This window comes from Micromonospora coriariae, from assembly GCF_900091455.1.
Lineage (GTDB): Bacteria > Actinomycetota > Actinomycetes > Mycobacteriales > Micromonosporaceae > Micromonospora > Micromonospora coriariae.
Map to the genome: position 1 here is coordinate 5012579 of NZ_LT607412.1, position 20761 is coordinate 5033339.

The 20761-nt window shown below is 70.4% G+C and carries 20 protein-coding genes and 1 pseudogene; 12 read left to right on the forward strand and 9 right to left on the reverse strand.

Annotated features, from left to right (window positions below):
• The first annotated feature begins 60 nt into the window (after positions 1 to 60).
• The 5 genes from GA0070607_RS23310 (at position 61) to GA0070607_RS32490 (ending at position 3920) form a co-directional block, all read left to right on the forward strand.
• Positions 61 to 1236, forward strand: a complete 1176-nt coding sequence (locus tag GA0070607_RS23310; protein WP_197701131.1) for a DegT/DnrJ/EryC1/StrS family aminotransferase — start codon at positions 61 to 63, stop codon at positions 1234 to 1236.
• Complete coding sequence (locus tag GA0070607_RS23315; RefSeq protein WP_197701132.1) at positions 1233 to 2129, forward strand: dihydrodipicolinate synthase family protein; 897 nt, start codon at positions 1233 to 1235, stop codon at positions 2127 to 2129. Before GA0070607_RS23310 ends, GA0070607_RS23315 begins: the two co-directional genes overlap by 4 nt.
• The gene (locus GA0070607_RS23320; protein ID WP_197701133.1) at positions 2126 to 2866 is read left to right on the forward strand and encodes an amidohydrolase family protein; all 741 of its coding nucleotides are present in this window, start codon (positions 2126 to 2128) and stop codon (positions 2864 to 2866) included. Before GA0070607_RS23315 ends, GA0070607_RS23320 begins: the two co-directional genes overlap by 4 nt.
• Complete coding sequence (locus GA0070607_RS23325) at positions 2863 to 3621, forward strand: amidohydrolase family protein (RefSeq protein ID WP_089020082.1); 759 nt, start codon at positions 2863 to 2865, stop codon at positions 3619 to 3621. The genes GA0070607_RS23320 and GA0070607_RS23325 overlap by 4 nt, the downstream gene beginning before the upstream one ends.
• A 128-nt stretch (positions 3622 to 3749) precedes the next feature.
• Positions 3750 to 3920, forward strand: coding sequence for a hypothetical protein (locus tag GA0070607_RS32490; protein WP_157743223.1), 171 nt, complete (start codon positions 3750 to 3752; stop codon positions 3918 to 3920).
• A gap of 113 nt (positions 3921 to 4033) precedes the next feature.
• On the opposite strand, the gene GA0070607_RS23330 is transcribed toward GA0070607_RS32490, so the two are convergent.
• From GA0070607_RS23330 to GA0070607_RS23345, 4 genes are all read right to left on the reverse strand, one after another.
• Complete coding sequence (locus GA0070607_RS23330; RefSeq protein ID WP_089020083.1) at positions 4034 to 4627, reverse strand: DDE-type integrase/transposase/recombinase; 594 nt, start codon at positions 4625 to 4627, stop codon at positions 4034 to 4036.
• Complete coding sequence (locus tag GA0070607_RS33530; protein ID WP_089020084.1) at positions 4624 to 4932, reverse strand: transposase; 309 nt, start codon at positions 4930 to 4932, stop codon at positions 4624 to 4626. Before GA0070607_RS33530 ends, GA0070607_RS23330 begins: the two co-directional genes overlap by 4 nt.
• Positions 4933 to 5390: 458 nt before the next feature.
• On the reverse strand, positions 5391 to 5741 hold the full coding sequence (locus GA0070607_RS23340; protein WP_089020085.1) for an IS5 family transposase: 351 nt from the start codon (positions 5739 to 5741) through the stop codon (positions 5391 to 5393).
• 142 nt (positions 5742 to 5883) lie between these two features.
• The gene (locus GA0070607_RS23345; RefSeq protein ID WP_157743224.1) at positions 5884 to 7113 is read right to left on the reverse strand and encodes a helix-turn-helix domain-containing protein; all 1230 of its coding nucleotides are present in this window, start codon (positions 7111 to 7113) and stop codon (positions 5884 to 5886) included.
• 70 nt (positions 7114 to 7183) lie between these two features.
• Between GA0070607_RS23345 and GA0070607_RS23350 the strand changes: the two genes are divergently transcribed.
• On the forward strand, positions 7184 to 11470 hold the full coding sequence (locus GA0070607_RS23350) for a carboxypeptidase regulatory-like domain-containing protein (RefSeq protein WP_089020087.1): 4287 nt from the start codon (positions 7184 to 7186) through the stop codon (positions 11468 to 11470).
• Between the two features lie 114 nt (positions 11471 to 11584).
• Here the strand turns inward: GA0070607_RS23350 and GA0070607_RS23355 are convergent, their stop codons facing one another.
• From GA0070607_RS23355 to GA0070607_RS23370, 4 genes and pseudogenes are all read right to left on the reverse strand, one after another.
• Entirely contained in the window at positions 11585 to 11890 is a 306-nt protein-coding gene (locus GA0070607_RS23355) for a site-specific integrase (RefSeq protein WP_089020088.1), read from the reverse strand.
• A gap of 75 nt (positions 11891 to 11965) precedes the next feature.
• The gene (locus GA0070607_RS23360) at positions 11966 to 12199 is read right to left on the reverse strand and encodes a hypothetical protein (RefSeq protein ID WP_089020089.1); all 234 of its coding nucleotides are present in this window, start codon (positions 12197 to 12199) and stop codon (positions 11966 to 11968) included.
• On the reverse strand, positions 12196 to 13113 hold the full coding sequence (locus GA0070607_RS23365; RefSeq protein ID WP_197701134.1) for a tyrosine-type recombinase/integrase: 918 nt from the start codon (positions 13111 to 13113) through the stop codon (positions 12196 to 12198). Before GA0070607_RS23365 ends, GA0070607_RS23360 begins: the two co-directional genes overlap by 4 nt.
• A gap of 46 nt (positions 13114 to 13159) precedes the next feature.
• Positions 13160 to 13330, reverse strand: a pseudogene (locus tag GA0070607_RS23370) (PEP/pyruvate-binding domain-containing protein); the annotation flags it as partial.
• A gap of 131 nt (positions 13331 to 13461) precedes the next feature.
• On the opposite strand from GA0070607_RS23370, the gene GA0070607_RS23375 reads away from it, so the two are divergent.
• The 6 genes from GA0070607_RS23375 (at position 13462) to GA0070607_RS23400 (ending at position 19262) form a co-directional block, all read left to right on the forward strand.
• A complete protein-coding gene (locus GA0070607_RS23375; protein WP_089020091.1) occupies positions 13462 to 14502 on the forward strand; it encodes a zinc-dependent alcohol dehydrogenase family protein in 1041 nt (346 codons plus the stop codon).
• On the forward strand, positions 14499 to 15128 hold the full coding sequence (locus tag GA0070607_RS23380; RefSeq protein WP_089020092.1) for a hypothetical protein: 630 nt from the start codon (positions 14499 to 14501) through the stop codon (positions 15126 to 15128). Before GA0070607_RS23375 ends, GA0070607_RS23380 begins: the two co-directional genes overlap by 4 nt.
• An 89-nt stretch (positions 15129 to 15217) precedes the next feature.
• Complete coding sequence (locus GA0070607_RS23385; protein ID WP_231930191.1) at positions 15218 to 15904, forward strand: CBS domain-containing protein; 687 nt, start codon at positions 15218 to 15220, stop codon at positions 15902 to 15904.
• Between the two features lie 54 nt (positions 15905 to 15958).
• Positions 15959 to 16222, forward strand: coding sequence for a cyclic nucleotide-binding domain-containing protein (locus GA0070607_RS23390; protein WP_089020094.1), 264 nt, complete (start codon positions 15959 to 15961; stop codon positions 16220 to 16222).
• Positions 16223 to 16286: 64 nt separating this feature from the next.
• On the forward strand, positions 16287 to 16763 hold the full coding sequence (locus GA0070607_RS23395; protein WP_231930193.1) for a nitroreductase/quinone reductase family protein: 477 nt from the start codon (positions 16287 to 16289) through the stop codon (positions 16761 to 16763).
• Between the two features lie 99 nt (positions 16764 to 16862).
• Positions 16863 to 19262, forward strand: a complete 2400-nt coding sequence (locus GA0070607_RS23400; RefSeq protein WP_089020095.1) for a phosphoketolase family protein — start codon at positions 16863 to 16865, stop codon at positions 19260 to 19262.
• Positions 19263 to 19503: 241 nt separating this feature from the next.
• On the opposite strand, the gene GA0070607_RS23405 is transcribed toward GA0070607_RS23400, so the two are convergent.
• Positions 19504 to 20535 carry an Acg family FMN-binding oxidoreductase gene (locus GA0070607_RS23405; RefSeq protein ID WP_331716431.1) on the reverse strand — a complete coding sequence of 344 codons (1032 nt, stop codon included), beginning with the start codon at positions 20533 to 20535 and terminating at the stop codon, positions 19504 to 19506.
• Between the last annotated feature and the right edge of the window lie 226 nt (positions 20536 to 20761).

Genomic DNA, 20761 nt, shown 5'->3' on the forward strand with positions numbered 1-20761 from the left:
GCATTGTTCGCAGCACAAGATTACGGTCAGGCCCGGTATTACTGTAGCCCGGGAGGGTACGTGTCGTCGTTTCCCAGCATGGCCGACGCCAGCGGCCGAACGATCGGCGCGGAGGAGTTGGCCGCGGTCAGCCGGGTGCTCGAGTCGGGCATGCTCAGCTCGGTCTGGGGCACGGAGGTCCGCGCCCTGGAACGCGAGATGGCCGACCGCCATGGAGTGTCGCACGCCGTCGCCGCCAGTTCGGGAACCGCGGCCCTGCACCTGGCCGTCGCCGCTGTCGCGCCGGATCCGGGCGACGAGATCATCACCTCTCCGATCAGCGACTTCGGCACGGTCGCGCCCATTCTCGCGCAGAACGCGGTGCCGGTGTTCGCCGACGTCGATCCGTATACCGGCAACCTGGATCCGGCGGCGGTCGCCGCTGCGATCGGGCCGCGCACGCGGGCGATCCTCGCGGTGCACCTGTTCGGCGCCGCCGCCGACCTGCGCGCGGTCGCCGACGCCGCCGGCGTGCCGCTTATCGAGGACTGCGCCCAGGCGTGGCTCACCCGCTACCCGGACGGCACCCTCGCCGGCACGGCCGGCGCGATCGGGTGCTTCAGCCTCCAGCAGTGGAAGCACATCACCTGTGGCGACGGCGGTCTGGCCGTCACCGACGACTCGGTGCTGGCCCGCCGGATGCGGCTCTTCGCCGACAAGGGCTGGCCGCGCGACGAGTCCCGCCGGCACGTCGGCCTCGGCCTGAACTACCGGATGACCGAACTCGCCGGTGCCGTCGCCCGGGCCCAGCTGGCGAAACTGCCGGGGGTGCTCGCCGACCGGCGACGCACCGCCCGGCGGCTGGTCGACGCGCTAGCCGACCTGCCCGGCGTGCACCTGCCGGCGAACGTGGACGCGCACGCCTGGTGGCTGTTCCCGATCGTGCTGGACCCGCCGCTGACCAACCACGGGGTGGCCGGGAAACTAGCTGCCGCCGGGATCCCCGCCCGCGCCGGCTACCTGGAACAGCCGCTGCACTGCGCCCCGGCGCTGACCGAGGCCCCCGTCTACGGCGACTCCCGCTTCCCGCTGACCGTGCCACCGGCGGACCGGTTGCCGGCCTACGGACCCGGGTCGTTCCCGATCGCCGAGCGGATGATCGAGCGGACCCTACTGGTGGTCGACTGGAACGAGCGGTACACCGACGCCCACGTCGACGAGATCGCCCGGGCCGTCCGCGCCGCGGTGACGTCGTGATCGCTCCGGTCGCCGCCGCGCTGCGCGACCGGCTGCGCTGGCGGCTGATCGCCGCGACCGCCACCCCGGTGGACGCGACCGGCGCCGTCGACCCGGACGTGCTCGGCCGCTATCTGCGAGGGCTGGTCACCGACGGGGCGGACGCCTTGGCGGTGCTTGCGCACACCGGACGCGGCCCATACCACGACGAGTCCACCCGCGCTCTGGTCATCCGCCGCGCCGTCGACACTGGGGCGCCGGTGATCGTCGGCGTCGGCGGCCAGCCGGGGGAGGAGACCGACGAGGTGGTTGCGCAGGCGGCGCGGGCGGCCGCCCTCGGTGCGGCCGGCCTGCTGGTCTTCCCGGTGGACGACGATCCCGTTGCCCACCACGACGCGCTCTGGCACGCCGCCGGCCTGCCGATGCTCGCCTTCGACCTCTACCTCCGGCCGTACGCCGAGCCCACGCTGGCCGAGTTGCTGCGACACCCCGGTGTCGCCGGGGTGAAGGTGGCCCGCCTGCACGACGCCCTCGCCTGCCAGGCAGCCCTGGCCGCCGCGCACCGCGCCGACCGGCTGGCGGTCACCGGCGAGGACCGGATGTTCGGCCCGTCGCTCATGTGGGGCGCCGAGGCGGCCCTGGTCGGCCTGGCCGCCGCCGCGGTCCCGGTCACCGCCCGGGTGCTGCGGGCCTACGCCGACAAGCGCTACGACGAGTTCGTCACCGCCTCCGCCGACCTCGACCGGCAGGCCGAGGTCACTTTCACCGAACCGATGGAAGGGTACGTGCAACGCATGCTCTGGATCGCCGCCGAGGAAGGGCGGATCCCGGTGGGCCACGCGGGCGACCCGCACGCACCGGCGCTGCCCGACGGCGACCGGGACCGGGTGCTGCGGGTGGCAGGGCGCTGGTGACCGGCAACCCATTCGTGGCCGGCGACCTGCCGCCGGTCACCCTCGACATCGACGTGCTCGTCGGCCGGTACGCCGACCGGGCCGGCCCCACCGGCGAGCCCGCGGCGGTCGCCGAGACGCTGGCCGCCAACGGCGTCGAGCGCGCAGCCGTCGCGAGCCTCCGCGCCGCCCTGTTCGACGTTGCCAGCGGCAACGACGAGGTGGCCGCCCTCGCCGGCCCCGGCGTGCTGCCGGTCGGCGGGCTGGACCTGCGCGACCCGCTCGGCGCCGAACGGGAGGTCGTCCGGCTCGCCGAGGGCGGCTTTCGGGCCGTTCGGCTGTTCCCCGACGAGCAGGGCGTCGAGGCGGACTTCCCGTCCGTACGGCACGTCGCCCGCCGGGCCGCCGAGGCGGGCCTGATCGTGCTCACCGGCGGGGACGTCCGCCGGTTCTGGCGGCCGCTGCGCGGCGCGACCGTGGTCTTCCTCGACACGCACTTCTACCACCTGGGCGACTTCGTGGTGGTGGCCCGCGACGAGCCGGGCTTCCACACCTCCACCCGGCTGCTCAACTCGCCGGACGCGCTGGAGACCGTCGCCGGGCACCTCGGCGTCGAGCGCCTGCTCTACGGCTCCCGCACCCCGTTCTACGAGCCCGTCGTGCCGCGGCTGCGGCTGGCCCGGACCGGGATCGGCCCGTCCGCGATCGCGGCGGTGACCGGAGGGAACGCCCGCCGGATCCTGGGGCTGGCCCGATGATCATCGACGTGCACGCCCACTGGGGGCCGTGGTTCTTCAGCATGGAGGTCGGCGCGGTCGCGACCAACCTCGCGGTGATGGACCGGTACGGCATCGACTTGGCCGTGGTCTCCGCCACCGAGGCGGTGATCTACGACGTAACCGCCGGCAACCGGGCGATGGCCCGCGTGCTGGAGGGCAATGATCGGCTGCTCGGCTACCTGACGATCAACCCGCGCCGGCTGGACGACGCCGAACGGGACCTGCGCGACCTGCTGCCCACCGGCCGGTTCGTCGGCGTGAAGATCCACACCGACTACACCGGCTCGCCGGCGAACTCCGCGCCGACCCGGGCGGCCCTGGAACTGGCCGCCGCGCACGGCCTGCCCGCCCTCGTGCACACGTGGGACACGACGCCGCTCGACCTGGCCCAGGCGGTGGCGGACATCCCCGGGGTGCGGGCCATCGCCGGGCACATGGGCGCGAACGGGTGGCGACACGCTATCGAGGCGGCCAACGGGGTGGATCGGCTCTGGCTGGAGCCCTGCTTCTCGCACACGGAGGCGGGTCGCTTCGCCGCGGTGGCGGCGGCCGTGAACCCACGGCGGCTGCTCTTCGGCACCGACGCCACGCTGATCGACCCGGCCGCCGCGTACGGGGCGGTGCTCGCCGCCGACCTGCCGCCCGAACTGGCCGAACGGGTCGCCTGGCGAAACGCCGCCGAACTGTTCCGGCTCGACCTGTCCGCCCACACGTTCTCCCGAGCCAGCGGATGAGGCAACGGCCCGCCGCCCGGCAGCGCCCGCGAGGCGTTACCGAGCGGCGGCGCCGCAACGATCGGCAGCAGCCTCTACCGTTTCATCGAGGCCGCGCTGCGGGACGGGGCGTCCGCCGCCGTCGCCGAGTGGCTATTGTGCTGTTCGGGATGGCGTTCGCCGCGGCCGGCTATGCCCTGACCGGCGGGCGTTGCGACTTCACCTCCAGGAGCGCCACCGTACCCAGCCGCTTCGAGGTTCTCGTCGCCGTCGGGTACAGCGAACGGGCCCGCACCGTGCTGGAGGGTGCGGCGCGGTAGCCCGGCGTGGTGTTCCGACCTGGCCAGAGGTACCGGCCTTGATAGACACCGTCCGTGACAGCCCACGAGGGCTGTCACGGACGGTGCCGGTGAACGGCTGGCTGGGCAGTCGGTCAGCTCCGGCTGCGAAACTGCGACCCGCGGTCGGTGTGGAGCACGCAGCCGGCCACTGGGCCGCGTCGGGCTACGGCGTTGTGCAACGCGTTGACGGCCAGGCGGGACTTCATCCGTGAGTCGATGGAGTAGCCGACGATCCGCCTCGACCACACGTCCTTGATCGCGCACAGGTAGAGCTTGCCCTCGCCGGTGCGGTGTTCGGTGATGTCGGCCAGCCACAACCGGTTCGGGCCGTCGGCGGTGAAGTCTCGTTTCACGAGGTCGTCATGCACCGGCGGACCGACCTTGCCACCCTTGCCGCGTCTCTTGCGCTTGCCGAAGGCGCTCCACCAGCCGTTGTCCGAGCAGATCTTCCACGCGGTGCGCTCAGCCATCGCCTGTCCGGCGATGCGGGCCTCATCCACCAGGAACCGGTACCCGAACTCCGGGTCATCGCGGTGGGCGTCCACCAGGGCGTTCGCGCGGTGAGCGGCAACGAGTTCGGCGTCGCCGACGGGCCGGGCGAGCCATCGATAGTAGGGCTGACGAGCGATCTTCAATACCCGGCACATCACCGCCACGGGGATCCCGTCGGCGGCCAGCTCGCTCACGAGCGGGTAGAGCCTTTTCCCGGCAGGTTCGCCTGCGACAGATACGCCGCGGCCCGACGCAGGACCTCGTTCTCCTGCTCCAACAACCGGATCCGCTTACGGGCCTCGCGCAGCTCGGCTGACTCGCTGCCGCTGACACCCGGTCGGGATCCCGCGTCAACGTCAGCCTGGCGCAGCCATTTGAACAACGTCATCGGGTGGACTCCGAAGTCCTTCGCGATCTGCTCAACCGTCACGCCCGGATCACGGTCACGCGCCACCCGCACGACATCATCGCGGAACTCACGAGGGTAGGGCTTGGGCACAGCAACATCCTTCCAGCCCGCCACCAGGGCAAGCCATCTCAGATGTCACCTATCGGTGCAGCAGACCCGTGGGAGCAGATTGGGTGCAGGTTGGCGAAGTGGTCACCCCGACCGAAGTGCTCACCGAGGGTGGACAGAGCAGAGGGCTCTAACCTGCGGTGATGCAGGTGAGCGGTCCGGCGTGACCTCCCAGAGAAAACCGAAGTGGTCAGCGCTCGTTGCTCCCCGCCTGGCTGGTGCCGGCTGTCGACCTGAGGCCTGCCGACGCCGATCACGAGGCCAGGCCGCATCGATGTACGGCTCTGGGCGCCGTCGCGATGGCGTCGGTATGGATCCCGCGACCTGAGACCCGAATCCCACCGGCAACCGCTGAACAGGGCTTTCTCAACGGTGAGCACTTCGGCGCGCCCGAATGCCTCAGCACCGGCAGCTCCGCTTCACAGGCCGGCGACGTCCGCTCACTGCCCCCCTTTAGCGCCAGCGGCGTGCTGGTGGGCCCGCACGATGGTCGAATCCACCGACACCAGCCAGTCGATGTCCCCGGCCGCGTCCGCGTCGGCCTGCACCCCGGCCAGCATCCGTTCGAACGTGCCGTCCAGGGCCCACCTGCGGAAACGGGTGTAGATCGACTGCCACGACCCATAGCGAGCGGGTGCGTCCCCCCACGCCGCCCCGGCCCCGATCTTCCACACGATTCCGTTGAGCACCCGCCGGTCATCCGACCGCGGCCGACCACCGGTCACCGCCGACGGCAGGTACTGCGACAGCGCTTCCCACTCGACGTCAGACAACTCGTAGCGACGACCCACGCGCTACATCATCCGACACCAAGATCCTTTGAAGGCACCGCCTAGCGCTGTCTTGTCGGTCCGTAGCCCGCTTCGGTGGGAGCCAGGGGCGAGGACGGGTTGGTGGCTTCACCGGTCCGGCATGCCGCGATCTTGCCATGGCTCAATGCGACGGAGCCTGCCACCCCGCGAGACCAGGTTTACGGACCGGCGCTGGAAGCGCTGTACCGAATTCTCCGTCCGGTGTCTTGACCATGTTGTATTCCTGCCCGCGGATCCGGTCAAGCAGGCCGCGCTGGACCGCGCGGACACCGGCCTGGAAGCGGCCGGAGGCGTCGAGTTCGTCGAGCAGCGCGGCGATCCGGCGACGGACCGTCCGCGGGCTCACCCCGAGGTGGCGGGCGATCGACTCGTCCTTCATCCCCGCGTTGAGCAGGTCGACGAGTTCGCTCGTGTCGGCGTCGCGCGCCACCGTGACGCCCTTGCGGCCCGACCCGAACCGGATGGGGCTGGCGTGCGACCACAGTTGCTCGAAGATGGCCTGGAGACCGTCGGTCAGCGCCGAACGCGTCGCCACGACCGAAAGGGTTTCCGGCGCGGTCTCTTCGCCAGCGAGGAGCACCACGGCGGTCTCCCGATCGACTAGCAGCAGCTTCATGGGTACCTGCGGCAGTGTCCGGGCCTCCTCGCCGTTGTCGACCATCCACTGGATACGAGCGACCAGCGCCGGTTCGTCGAGGACCTGGCTGGCGTACAGCGAGCGGAACCGAACGCCTCGGCGCAGCAGACCGAGTTCGGCGTCACTGACGGGCGTGCTGTTCGGCGCAACGTACGGCGGGGTGTCGATCCCGACCACCTCCGTCCTCGCCGAGCCGAGCAGGTCGTGGATGCGGCTCGCGGTCGCCGTGCGCCCCTCGACCACCTCGAACAGTCGTCGCGGTTCAGTGCGCATCAGTCCGGCGGCGAACACCCGTGACAGCTCGTACGACGCGGCCTCGAGCCGGTCCAGGGCATGCCGGCGTTCCCGCACCAACGCGGCCAGGCCGGCGAGGGGGTCCACAGCCTGGTAACGGCCGTCGGTCTCGGTATCGTGGCGTATCAGGCCCAACAAGGCCAGACGGTCCAGCGCGGCGTGTACCTGCGCGGCCGAACACCACAGCGCGTCGGCGTGGGACTTGGCGTCGGCCCTGGGGTCGAGCAGGAGCCGTCGATACACCTGTTGGTCTAGGTCGGACAGCCCGACCAGGTCCCACCCTCCCCGCTCACCGTTGTCCGTCACAGCGCGAGCATAGGCCCGTGCGTCCGGAACGGGCACCTGGCCGAATCGGGCACCGTTGCGCGCCATCACGCTGTTATTGTCTCGCCGCCGGTGATCTAGGTGCATGGCGAGCATGTGGGATCCCCTCGTGACGACGCGTGACCACCGTGACGATCGGTGCCGGCACGATTGAGGAGGAGCAATCATGTCGCGTCGTTTGTTACGCGCGCTCGCGGTGACCGCCATAGCTGTCAGCACACTGGTCGCCCAAGGTTTTCCCGGTGCCATGGGCGTGGCCCGCGCGGCTCCGCTGACCACGACATCCACAGGTTTCGCCACCACCGTGACCGGCCCTGGCCCGTCCAGCGGGTGGCGGCTCGAGCGAGTGTGCAGCGGGCCCGTGCGGGCGGGGTACGCACAGTGCCATTCGATCCGCCGCACCCCGCCCACGGCGTCGACGCAGCCGTCGCCATCGACGTCCAGGCAGGCCGGCGCCGCCGAGACGGTCTACGGGTACGGGCCGGCCGACCTCGCCTCGGCGTACAACCTCCCCGCCGCGGCGGGTGACGGCGTCACGGTCGCGGTCGTGGCAGCCTTCGACAACCCGACGGCCGAGGCCGACCTCGCGGTCTATCGGGAACACTGGGGCCTGCCCCCGTGCACCACCGACAACGGCTGCTTCAAGAAGATCGACCAGCGCGGCGGCCAGAACTACCCCACACCAGATGAATCGTGGGCCGGGGAGATCTCGCTCGACCTCGACACCGTGTCGGCGGTGTGCCCGCGCTGCCACCTCCTGTTGGTCGAGGCCGACACCAACTCAGCCGAGGACCTGGGCCAGGCCGTCGACCAGGCCGTCGCCAGTGGCGCGCATGTGGTGTCGAACTCCTACGGCGGTCCGGAGGACGCCGACCTGAGCTCGACCTACGGCAAGCACTACCGGCACCCGGGGGTGGCGATCGTGGCGTCCTCCGGCGACAGCGGGTACGGCATGTCCTTTCCCGCCTCGTCGCCGCACGTGACGGCCATCGGTGGCACCTCGCTCTCCCGCGACGACACCACCAGCCGCGGCTGGACCGAGCAGGTGTGGAACAACTACTCCGGGGCGCCGGGCAGCGGATGTTCCGCGGTGGAATCGAAGCCCTACTTCCAGGCCGATCCCGGATGCGACGGCCGCACCGTCGCCGACGTGTCCGCCCTCGCCGACCCGCTCAATGGTCTGGCCGTCTACCAGACCTTCGGCGGCTACGGCTGGGCGCAGTACGGGGGCACGAGCCTCGCCGCCCCGATCATCGCCGGCGTGTACGCACTCGCCGGTCGGACGCCGGCCGGCGACATGCCGAACTGGTACCCCTACGCCGCGTCGGCCGGCAGCCTCAACGACATCACCACGGGCAGGAACGGCACCTGCGAGCCGGCGGCGGCGTACCTGTGCACCGCCAGTGAGGGGTTCGACGGCCCGACGGGCCTCGGAACCCCGAACGGTGTCTCCGCATTTCGGGCACCTGGCCCCCACGGCCATGTCGCGGGCACCGTGACCGACGCGAGCAGCCACGCGCCGGTCGCGAACGCCACCGTCACGGTGAGCAGCAGCGGTCACAGCGTCACCGCCACCACCGATGCCGCCGGGCGGTACTACGTCACCGAACCCGTCGGCACGTTCACCGTGGCGGTCGCCGCGTTCGGCTACGTCGACGTGGCTCGTAGCGTCGAGATCACCGACGGGCAGACGTCCACGGTGGATTTCGCGCTGCACGCCCAGCCGCTGGTCACGCTCTCCGGCACGGTGAAAGACGGTTCCGGGCACGGCTGGCCGCTGTACGCCACGGTGTCCGCACCCGGCACGCCACTGCCGGCCGTGCGCACCGATCCCTTCACCGGCCGCTACCGCATGCGGGTGCCCGTACAGTCCGCCCTGACCCTGCGCGTACGGGCCGAGCCGGCCGGATACCGGACCGCCGACGCGCAGGTCACCATCGACGCCACCGACGTCGGCCGGGACATCGCGGTGTCCGTGGACGACGAGATCTGCAAGGCCGCCGGCTATCACCACAACTACGCCGGATTGCCCGCCCAACCGTTCGAATCCACCGATGTGCCGGAGGGTTGGCAGGTCGACAACGCGACCGAGGACGGCGGGTGGGAGTTCAACCGGGGCACGGTGATCCCGCGTACCAACGAGACGACGGGCAGCGGAAACTTCGCCCTCATCGACACCCAGTTGCAGGACCGCAAGGACACCACGCTCACCACACCGCCGGTCGACCTCACCGACGTCGATCATCCCGTCGTCGGGCTGCGCACCCGCTTCGTCGGGTACCTGCCGACGCAGTCGGCCGACGTGGGCGTGTCCATCGACGGCGGCGCCACCTGGTCGACGATCTGGAAGCAGGACGGGCTGGCCATCATCAACGGGCCGCTGTCCCTGCCAATCCCGAAGGCGGCCAACCGCCGCGGGGTGCTGGTGCGGTTCCACTACGCTGGGCAGTTCGCCCGTTACTGGGAACTCGACGACGTCTACGTCGGCAGGCGTACCTGTGACCCGGTGGCCGGCGGGATCGTCGCCGGACGGGTCCTCGACGCGACCACCGGCGACGGCGTCGACGGGGCCACCGTGGCGGCGGTCGCCCACCCGGACGCGCAGGCCAGGTCGGTGGCCACGCCCGACGACGACAACGTCGGCGACGGCTACTTCGCCCTGTTCGCGCCGGGCGACGGTGACCAGCAGTTCACCGGTTCGGCGCGCAACCGGGTCAGCCTCACCCGGTCGGTGCACGTCGCAACCAACGCGGTCACCAGGGCCGACTTCTCGCTGGCCGCCGCGGCGCTCACCGTCAGCCCGGCGACGGTGACGCGGAACGTGCGGCTCGGCGAGAGCGGGCAGGCGGAACTCACCGTCACCAACTCCGGGTCGGCGGAAGCGCACGTCTCCCTCGTGGAGCAGCCCGGCGGCTTCACCCCGCTCAGCGCGCCGCCCGCCGCCGCAGCGGCGGTTCCGGTGCGACGGGTCCCCGGCGTCGCCGCCGGCGGCCGGCACACCGCCGGCGGGCAGCGGGTCGTCGCAGCGCCGACCGTCACCTCCCCGCCGGCCATGACCGCCTCGGCAGCGCCCGGCGGTCCGGCGTGGGCGCCGCTGGCCGACTATCCGGGCGGCCCGATCATGGACAACGCGATGGTCCGCGGCGACGACGGCAAGGTCTACGTCGTCGGTGGCACGCCTGACGGGTACGGACCCACGGCGAAGGGGTACGTCTACGACCCGGTCCGGCTGCTGTGGTCGGCACTGCCGGACCTGCCAGTGCCCGTGCAGAAGCCGGTGGCGGCGTTCGTCGCCGGCCGACTTGTCGTCGCCGGCGGCTGGGGACCGCTGGACGCGGTCACCGACGTGCAGATCTACGACCCGGCGAACGGAGCGTGGACGCGCGGCGCGCCGCTGCCCGCACCGCGCGGCGCCGCCGGCAGTGCCGTGCTCGACGGCCTGCTGTACGTGGTCTCCGGCTGCGACGTCGGTGACTGCATGACCGCCACCACCAGCGTCTTCGTGTACGACCCGGTACGCGACCGGTGGAGCAGCAGGGCGGACTACCCGGCGAGCGAGGCGTTCATGTCCTGCGGCGGACTAGCCGGACGGGTCATCTGCGCCGGAGGTGTCGACTTCGGGACCGGCAACGGGTCGGCCGCCGCCTACTCGTACGAGCCGCGCACGGACGTGTGGACCCGCGTCGCCGACCTGCCGACCGGCTGGTGGGGCGCGGCGTCGGCGGTCGCCAACGGGCAGCTGCTGCTGAGTGGCGGCGTCGCCGGTGGCACGGGCCCGACGTCGTCCGTCACCAACGAGGGCCACGCGTACGATCCGGTGGCCGGTAAATGGCAGGCACTGCCGAACGCACCCGCGCCGTTCTATCGCGGCGCTGCCGCGTGTGGCGTCTACCGGGTCGGCGGGGCGCGGCAACACTTCGAGGCCACGGCGAGCACCCAGGAGCTGCCGGGATACGACATCTGCGGCCCGTCCGGCGACGTGCCGTGGCTCTCCGAGAGCGACAGCGCCTTCACCCTTCCGCCTGGGGAGAGCAAGACCGTGACGCTCAAGCTGGACGCCGGCAACGCGTCAACCGTGGACCAGCCGGGCGACTACAGCGCCGCACTGGCGGTCCGGGTCGACGGCCCCGTGCAGCCCGCACCGGTCCAGGTCACGATGCACGTCGATCCGCCGAAGAGGTGGGGCCGGCTGAGCGGCACGGTCAGTGGTGCCGGTTGTACCGGTTCCGTCGGGCCGCTGTCGCGCGCCACCGTCACGGTTCGGACGAAGCGCTCCACCACCACCCTGTGGACCGACGAGGCCGGCAACTGGTCGGTCTGGGTCGACAAGCGGGACAGCCCGATCACGCTGGTCTACTCCAAGGACGGATTCAGCAGTCTGACAAAGAGGGTCACGGTGCGGTCCGGTAGCACGGTCAGCACCGACGTGGTCCTGCAGCCAGCTCGCTGCTGAGCCTGAGGGCACGGGCCGACCAACGCTTCGGCGACGACCGGCCCGTGCCCGTTGGGTGCCTGATAGGCGCCGCACCGCACCGCTTCGCATCGCGTGACTGTCATGGCCGTCTCCTCACCGGTCCTCGTGGAGTTTGCCGACCGGGACGTGCAGCCAGTGCGCGGCGCCGATGAGCACGATCGCGTCGGCTTGCAGGGCGGTGAACTCGCCGACGCGTAGTCCGGTGCGTAGCAGCACTTCGACCACGACGCGGGTGAGCGCGCGGGGTTCGGCTTGGGCGGCGCGTAGCAGTTTCGCCGCGGACGCGTCGTCGAGGGCCTTCGGCAGGGGGTGGTCCTGTCGCGGTCGGTCGGCGGGGATGATCGGGATCCGGATGGGAGCTTCGGGGCAGTCCCAGTCGCTGATGCGGACGAAGAACATCCGCAGGGTGCCGAGCCGGTGCGCGAGGGTCGCCGGGGTGAGCCTGTCGGTGCGGTAGCCGGTTCTGGCGGTGAGTCAGGTGCGGAAGTCCTCGATGTGCCGGCGGCGGATGTCGGCGAGGTGGCGGACTTCGGGTGCCTGCTCGACCAGGAACGCGGTCAGGGATCGCAGGGCCAGGTCGGCGCCTTTCACGCTGCCCGGCCGCAGGATGCAGGTCAGTTGGTCGAGGTAGCGGCGCATCGGTGTCACCATGTCAGGGATCTCGGTGGCGAGCTGGTCCCAGCCGGGGAGCCGCCGGGGGCCGCTCACCGTCCACCCTCGATCAGGCTGACGGCGTTGCGGGGTAACGGTTTTCCGGAGAACAGTTGCGCGTCGATCGCCTCGGCGGCCCGCCGGTACTGCGAGGCCAGCCAGTCGTCGGCCAGGTGCAGGTAGATGCGGGTGGACTCGATCGAGGCGTGCCCGGCCTGGGCCTGGACCGCCTCCAGGGCCATGCCGGCCTCCCGCAGCCGGGTCAGGCAGGTGTGCCGCAGCTGATGGCAGGTCACCGTGCCCAGCCCGGCCCGCTGCCGGGCCGAGTCCAGGATCTGATCCAGCCCAGCCGGTGACAGCGGCCGGCCCCGGCGAGGGCCTTTCAGCACCACGAACAGCCGGTCGGTGGCGATACCGGACGGGCGTTCGTGGTGCAGGTAGGCGGCCACGGAGGTGAAGAACCGGCCGGAGACCGGGATCTGCCGCTGATGGCCGCCCTTGCCCTCGGCGATGAACACCCGCCGGGCAGCGACCTGCAGATCGTCCAGCCGCAGACCGAGGACCTCACAGCGGCGCAGCCCACCCAGCACCATCGCCTCACACATGGCCCGGTCCCGGTGCATGCGCAACGCCGCTAGCAGCGCATCGACCTGGACCGGCTGCAGAATCCGCGGCAGGGTGCGTGGCGTGCGTACCAGCGGCACGCCCTGACGGGGTCGCTGCCGTTCGCGGCGTGTCGGCAAACCTCGGGGCACCGGGTTCGCCTCGACATCACCACGGGCCTGCAGGAACGCGAACAACCCGGACACGCTTGACAGCCGCCGCCGGACCGTCCGGGCCGACACACCAGCGCTGTCACCGGCGGCCTGCAACCGTCGTGCCGGGCCGCCGGCATACTGCGCGGTTACGAACGCCAGCACGTCGGCCGCGACGACCCGGCCCGGCGCCTTACCGACCACGCTGAAGAACACCTTCAGGTCATACGCGACCGCGACCACAGTGTTCGGCCGCGACCTCGGGCATCATGCCGGTGCGCAGGTAGTCACGGCATGCCTCGGTCGTGACGGTGAAGCCGGGCGGCACCGGCAGCCCCATCCGCGTCATCTCCGCCAGGTTGGCGCCCTTGCCGCCGAGCAGGTCCTTGAGGTCCTTGTTCCCCTCGATGAAGTCGTAGACGTATCTGGTCATCGCCGGTCGCACCCCTCTCCCTTTCCTTGTTGGTAGCCCGGCCGACGGCCCCCGTTGTAGAGCCGGACGTCCCTACTCGACAGACCCCGGCCGGACGAGCGTGGAGACGACGACAGAGAAAGGGGAACGTCATGAGAGGCCTTGTGTACGGCGGACCAGGCGTCCGATCGTGGACGGAGATCCCGGACGCCCGAATCGAAGACCCGCGCGACGCGATCATCCAAGTCGACGCGGTCACCATCTGCGGCACCGATCTGCACATCCTGGGCGGCGACGTGCCGGAGGTCACGGAGGGCACGGTGCTGGGGCATGAAGCGGTCGGCACGATAGTCGAGACCGGAAGCGGTGTCGCCGGACTGGTACCCGGTGACCGGGTGCTGGCCTCGTGCATCTCCGCCTGCGGCATCTGCCGCTACTGCCGCCAAGGAGCGTACGGCCAATGCCGCGGTGGCGGTGGCTGGATCCTCGGCCACCTTGTGAACGGGGTGCAGTCCGAGTACGCCCGCATCCCGTTCGCGGACCTGTCCACCTACAAACTACCCGACCGGGTCGACGACGAATCCGCCGTGCTGCTGGCCGACATCCTGCCCACCTCGTACGAGGTCGGTGTGCTCAACGGCCACGTCCGGCCGGGTGACACCGTGGCCATCGTGGGTGCCGGGCCGATCGGGCTCGCCGCCGTGCTGACAGCGCGACTCTTCTCGCCCGCGCACATCATCGTGATCGACAAAGCAGAGAGCCGTCTACAGGCAGCGAAAGTCTTCGGCGCCGACACCACCGTTCTCGTGGGCTCGGACGACGCCCTCGACACCGTGCGGGCACTGACCGGCGGCCTCGGCGCCGATGTGGCGATGGAGGCGGTCGGCACACCCCAGACGTTCGAGCTGTGCACCACGCTGGTCCGGCCTGGAGGCCGAGTCGCCAACATCGGCGTGCACGGCGCGCCGGCCACCCTGCACCTGGAAGACCTGTGGATCCGCAACGTCACCATCACCACCGGCCTGGTCAACACCTACTCCACCCCGAAACTGCTGGACATGCTGGTCGCGGGACAGCTTGATCTCGGGCACATGGTCACGCACCGCTTCGGCCTGAACGAGTTCATGGCTGCGTACGACGTGTTCGCCGACGCCGGACGCTCCGGCGCGCTGAAGGTGGTGTTGTCGCGATGAGAACCGGACTCCTCGTGATCGGTGCGGGCTTGGCCGCGGCGTTGTCGCCGTGGGCCCGTCGGCGGTATGTCACCTGGGGCGCCACGCCCGAGGAAGCGTCCGGGCCCGTGCCGGGCGATGAACTGCTGTCGGATGCCGGCCTTGTCTCCACCCGCGCGATCACCATTGACGCAGGCCCGGAGGCAGTGTGGCCGTGGCTGGTGCAAATGGGCAGCGGCCGTGGAGGTGCCTACACGTACGACTGGATCGAGAACCTCTTCGGGCTGAACATGCACAGCGCCGACGAGATCCTGCCGCAGTTCCAGCGCCTGGGCGTCGGCGACAGTCTGCCGCTGGGTACCAAGAGGCCGGCCATGCAGGTGGAGATCTGCGATCACGCGAAGACGTTGGCCTTCCGTTCCGCCGACGGCGCCTGGGTGTGGATTTTCGATCTGCGTCCCGACCAGGGCGGGACACGCCTGATCAGCCGCAACCGCATCTCCCCGCCCGGAACGAGCCGGGCCGCCCGCTTGCTGTACGACGTGATGATGGCTCCCGGCAGTCTGATCATGGAGCGCCGGATGCTCCGCGGCATCAAGGAGCGGGCTGAGCGGGTCGGTCGTTCAGCGGAGCCGGTCAGAGCCTGACCTGGTGGCACGTCTGCGTCAGGTCTTTCGGCCCTGACCGGTGGCGGGTCGGACTTCTACCGTGAGAGGTACGTAGCGAGGAGGCTGCCATGTCGGCGTGGAGAGTGGACGATGTAATGACCAAGGCGGTCGTGTCGGTGCAGCCGACGGCGACCTACCGCGAAGTGGTAGATCTGCTGATCGGCCGGCGCTTCAGTGCCGTACCGGTCGTGGACGGGTTCGAGCACGTGACCGGCGTGATCTCCGAGGCGGATCTGCTTCGTAAGATCGAGTACGCGGGTGAGGACGCGCCTCGGCTGTTCGAGGGACGCCGTCGCCGGGGCGAGCGAGCCAAGGCGCACGCGGCCACCGCCGCCGACCTGATGAGCAGCCCGCCGGTGGTGGCACTCAGCGGGACGCCGATCGCGGCCGCCGCCCGGGTCATGGACGTCGAGCACGTGAAGCGGTTGCCGGTCGTCGACGATCTGGGCCGGCTGATCGGCATCGTCTCCCGCGGTGATCTGCTCAAGGTCCACCTGCGGCCGGACGACGAGATCAGCGCCGACATCTGCCGCAACGTCTTCGAGGTCTTGCTGCCCGACGGCTCCGAACAGGTGGACGTCGCCGTGGCCGAAGGAGTGGTGAGGCTGACCGGGCCGATCGACCGGCGCTCGACCGCCAACATGGCGATCCGCCTGACCCGGCAGGTCCCCGGCGTCGTGGACGTGATCGACAAGTTCAACGTCGCGTTCCAGGACACGGACACCACCGGCGCCAGCGTCTTCATCGTCGCTTGAACACGCGCGGGGCCTGGCCGCCACCGGGCCCCGCGCCCACCATGGGAGAGCGCCATGCCGTCGTTGAGCGTCTTCGACCTGCTCGCCATGCATGACTTCGTCGCCGACCTTCCGTCGAACTGGCTGCATCGGCTCGCCGTGGCTGGGCGACCGGTGTACTTCGCTGCCGGGCGCCGGCTATGCCGCGAAGACGCGCCTGCTGAGCAATTCTGGTTGCTCCACTTCGGCGCTGTCGCGGTCGACTTCTCCGTTCCGGGCCGCGGCAACATCGTCGTCGAGCGTGTCGGTGCCGGCGCGCCGGTCGGCTGGACGTGGTGACGGACCGCCTGCAACACGCCCGGCATCGACTGATCGAGGTCTACGCCTACCCGGGAGATTGACGATGCTGCTCACAGATTCCTTGAAGCGCTGGATGTACCGTGGCGGACGCCCGCAGGGCTTGGCCCGCTTGATGAATCGCTTCTCAGCTATCCAGTTCCGGGCCGGCCTGCTCGTGCCGTCCAACTGGGCGACTCTCGAGGTGCGTGGGCGGCGTACGGGCCGAATGGTGTCCTGCCCGCTCGTGGTTGCCAGATACGAAGGCCGGGAGTATCTGGTCTCCATGCTCGGCAACGACGCCAACTGGGTCGCAAACGTGCGTGCCGCTGGCGGCGACGCTGTTCTGAGCCACGGGCGCAGGGAGAGCATCCATCTCAGCGAGGTAGCGGTGCCGGACAAACCGCCGATTCTGCGCCGCTACCTGGAGAAGGCCCCCGGAGCGCGACCGCACATCCCGGTCGATCGGCATGCCCCGCTCGAGGCATTCGAGGCGATCGCGGAGGACTACCCGGTGTTCCTCGTAACTCGTCCCGCCTCGTAGGGCCGAAGGTCCCACCGGCGCTGGCTTCCGACTACGAGCGCGACACGCCCGCGCCCTACGGTCGGACACAACGACAAAGATCCGCCGAAAGGAATCGCCGTGACCGCGGTTGTGTCCGACCTGCTGCAGACCCTGGCCGAACCCGACGAGGCCGAGCTCGCCCGCCTCGACGCGTGGTGGCGGGCCGCCAATTACTTGACCATCGGGCAGATCTACCTCAAGGCGAATCCGCTGCTGCGCCAGGCCCTTTCCGCGGAGCACATCAAGCCCCGGCTGCTCGGACACTGGGGAACCAGCCCGGGCCTGTCGCTCATCTACGCCCACGTGTCGAGGCTGATCCGGCACACCGGCCAGCAGGCCATCTACCTGGCCGGGCCCGGCCACGGCGGCCCGGCGCTGGTCGCCGCCGGCTACCTGGAGGGCACGTACTCGGAGATCTATCCGCAGATTGCCCAGGACGAGGACGGCGTGCGGAAGCTGTTCCGCCAGTTCTCCAGCCCCGGCGGCATCCCCAGCCACGTCTCGGTCACGACGCCCGGATCGATCCACGAGGGCGGCGAGCTCGGCTACGTGCTGGTCCACGCGTTCGGCGCGGTCATGGACAACCCGGACCTGCTGGCGATCGCGGTGGTCGGCGACGGTGAAGCCGAGACCGGCCCGCTCGAGGGCTCCTGGAAGGGCGTGTCGTTCATCAACCCCGCCCGCGACGGAGCTGTGCTGCCGATCCTGCACCTCAACGGCGCCAAGATCTCCGGCCCCACCGTGCTGGCCCGCAAGCACGCCGACGAGGTGCGGGAACTGCTGCGCGGTCACGGCTACGACGTCATCGAAGTTTCCGGTGAGGACCTGCCCGGCATGCACTACCGGTTCGCCGAAGCGCTCGCTACGGCCTGGGGCCGCATCCGCGCCATCCAGACCGCGGCACGCAACGGCGAATGGGACGGGACCCGGCCGGTCTGGCCACTGATCGTCCTCCGCTCGCCCAAGGGCTGGACCGGACCGGAGGAAGTCGACGGCGTGCGCGTCACCGGCACGTGGCGATCGCACCAGGTGCCGCTGTCCGGCGTGCGCGACAACCCGGAACACCTGGCGATCCTCGAGCAGTGGCTCAAGTCGTACCGCCCCGAGGAGCTCTTCGACGCGACCGGAGCGCCGACCGCTCTGATCCGCGAGCAGGCGCCCGCCGGCGATCTCCGGATGAGCGCCTCGCCGCACGCCAACGGCGGCGTCCTGACCCGCGCTCTCGACCTGCCTGACTTCCGCGACTACGCCTTCCCGGTGACGCAACCGGCGACTGAGCATGCCGAGTCGACCCGCCGGCTCGGCGAGATGATGCGCGACATCTACGTCCGCAACCCGCAGACCTTCCGGCTGTTCTGCCCCGACGAGACCAACAGCAACCGCCTCGGTGCTATCTTCGAGGTCTCCGACCGGGCGTTCATGGAGCGTGTCGGCCCCGGCGATGTGGCGACCAGCCGCGACGGCCGGGTGATGGAGGTGCTGTCCGAGCACAACTGCCACGGCTGGCTCGAGGGCTACAACCTGACCGGCCGACACGGGATGTTCGCCACCTACGAGGCCTTCGCGATGGTGAGCGCGTCCCAGACCGTGCAGCACGGTAAGTGGCTGCAGGAGGCGAAGAACCTGCCCTGGCGGGCCAAGGTGCCCAGCCTCAACGTGCTGCTCACCTCTACGGCGTGGCGCAACGACCACAACGGCTTCTCCCATCAGGGCCCAGGCCTGATCCAGGTGGTGCTCACCCAGCGCGGCGACGTGGCTCGCGTCTACCTGCCGCCGGACGCCAACACCCTGCTGTCGGTCGCGGATCACTGCTTCCGGTCGCGGTCGTACGTCAACCTGATCGTCATCGACAAGCAGCCGCAGCTGCAGTACCTCACCATGGACGAGGCCATCGAGCACTGCACCCGCGGTGCGGGTGTCTGGGACTGGGCCGGCACCGACGACGACGGCAGCGATCCCGACATCGTGCTCGCCTGCGCCGGCGACGTGGTCACCATGGAAACCGTCGCCGCGGCGCAGATTCTCCGGGACCGGCTCCCCGGCTTCAAGGTCCGGGTCGTCAACGTCGTCGACCTGATGACGCTGCCGCGGCAGAAGGACCACTCGCACGGCATGAGCGAAACCCAGTTCACCGAACTGTTCACTGACACCGTCGACGTGGTCTTCGCCTTCCACGGCTACCCGGGCGCCATCCACCAGCTCGTGCACGGGCGGCCCGACGCCGACCGCTTCCGGGTGCGTGGCTTCATCGAGCAGGGCACGACCACCACCCCGTTCGACATGACGGTCCGCAACAAGGCGTCGCGCTACCACCTGGTGATGGACGCGATCAACAACGCCCACCGCCTGCCCCGCGGCGCCGCCGATCTGAAGGCGTGGTGCGAGGCACAGCTCAAGCGCCACGAGGCGTACGTGATCGAACACCTGGAAGACATGCCGGAGGTTCGTAACTGGTCGCTGGACACCGCAGCGAAGTAAACAGCTGGCTCCCGTCGGCGGCGGCTCCGAGCTCGGGGCCGCCGCCAGCCTGTCGGTCTCGTCCCCTCCGCGTGTCGCGTTCACCGCTGCGACGTCAGCTCGTCGTTCACGTGCAGGTGTCTTCGCAAGTGGTGGCGCATAACTCGTGGCGGGCTGGCTGTGGACCCGCGATTCCGCGGTGAGGTCGTCCGGCGCGGAGCAACTGCCGGACGATCTCGGAACCCGCCGAAAGTCTGTGCGATCAGTCTTCGATGCGGATCACGTCGGCGGGCGCACGGCGCGGTGAAGGAGGGACGGGGTCGGTCGCCTCGACGTAGCCCAGCCGAACAACCAGATAGGGCTCTCCCACCCCGGAAAGCAGGCGGCCGAGCAGGCGCCGTGGCCAGGCAACCTCGACCGCTTCGCTGATGGGAGCGGTCGCCAGGCCGTCGGCGGTTGCCCGCAGGAGTAGCGCGGACATCGCCTCCCCGCCGCGGAGCAGATCGACCGGCTGATCGGTGGTGCCGAAGATGATGACGTACGCGGCGCCTTCGTCGTGATCGGCGCCGGGCAGCAAACCGGGCGAGCCGTCCGGCAGGAAGTTGCGAACCGGCACCCGCCGAAGGCTGGGCTCGACGGCGGTCGTAGGCGGCACACCGTCGGCGGTCCAGGCCGGTCGATGCGTCCAGTCGGTGAGCTCGCTGGTGTGGGCCAGGTCGAAGTGGTTGGCGTCGGCGGCCTCGTCGACCGAGATGGCCAGCTCCGGCACCCGGTCATCGGGCACGAGATGCAGATAGGCGCCCTGAGCCTCGACAAGCCGGCGCAAGCGGGTGAGGCTTCGCTCGGACACCGGGCGGTCGCCGAAGGCGCGGCGATCGGTGCGGCGCCGGCTGATGGCGGCGATCAGTTCCCCGGCGTCCGGGTCCGGCGTGGTGCGACCCGGGACACGGATCCGGGCAAGCAGGTCAGGGTGCTTCTCCTCGGGTAAGCGGTCCACCTCTGCGCACCATCCGGCCGCCGCCAATGAGACTCGAGCGTGGTGCAGTGCTCCACCGCAGCTCAACAAGAGCAGTCGACCCTCGGCATCGGTGACGCCCAGACGGCGGCCCGGGTCGGACGACAGCTCCAGGACCTCGCCGCTGAGACGCCACCTCCAAGGCTGAGTGTTGAACACCGATGGAGCACGCAGCGAGGCCCGGGCGGCAATCTCCAGGGCCGTTCGTGCCTCGGCACGGGTCACGCCTTCTCCTGGCCTGGTCATGGCAGAACCTCCGGACTCGTAGCGTTCCTTCACCGTTGCAGGCTGTGACCCAGACAGGGCAGGGCCGAAAGTCCCCACCGGTCAGCCGATGACCACATCCCGCCGATTCACACCGGGGAGATTCACGGCGCACAGCAGTACCGGCACCCCTCCAGCAGCCCGGAGCCCATCGCCGCGAAGAGTGTCCCGATCGCCGTCACCGCCGCCGTCCAAGTGAGCAGCGAAGCGCCCTAGTACTCCAGCCGCAGCACAGGTAGTA

Bases quoted from the DNA above. Each gene is read 5' to 3' on its own strand.
- GA0070607_RS23325 (WP_089020082.1), top strand. From the start codon at position 2,863: ATGATCATCGACGTGCACGCCCACTGGGGGCCGTGGTTCTTCAGCATG.
- GA0070607_RS23345 (WP_157743224.1), bottom strand. From the start codon at position 7,113: ATGCTCGCCATGCACCTAGATCACCGGCGGCGAGACAATAACAGCGTG.
- GA0070607_RS23350 (WP_089020087.1), top strand. From the start codon at position 7,184: ATGTCGCGTCGTTTGTTACGCGCGCTCGCGGTGACCGCCATAGCTGTC.
- GA0070607_RS23355 (WP_089020088.1), bottom strand. From the start codon at position 11,890: ATGTTCTTCGTCCGCATCAGCGACTGGGACTGCCCCGAAGCTCCCATC.
- GA0070607_RS23375 (WP_089020091.1), top strand. From the start codon at position 13,462: ATGAGAGGCCTTGTGTACGGCGGACCAGGCGTCCGATCGTGGACGGAG.
- GA0070607_RS23380 (WP_089020092.1), top strand. From the start codon at position 14,499: ATGAGAACCGGACTCCTCGTGATCGGTGCGGGCTTGGCCGCGGCGTTG.
- GA0070607_RS23385 (WP_231930191.1), top strand. From the start codon at position 15,218: ATGTCGGCGTGGAGAGTGGACGATGTAATGACCAAGGCGGTCGTGTCG.
- GA0070607_RS23390 (WP_089020094.1), top strand. From the start codon at position 15,959: ATGCCGTCGTTGAGCGTCTTCGACCTGCTCGCCATGCATGACTTCGTC.
- GA0070607_RS23395 (WP_231930193.1), top strand. From the start codon at position 16,287: ATGCTGCTCACAGATTCCTTGAAGCGCTGGATGTACCGTGGCGGACGC.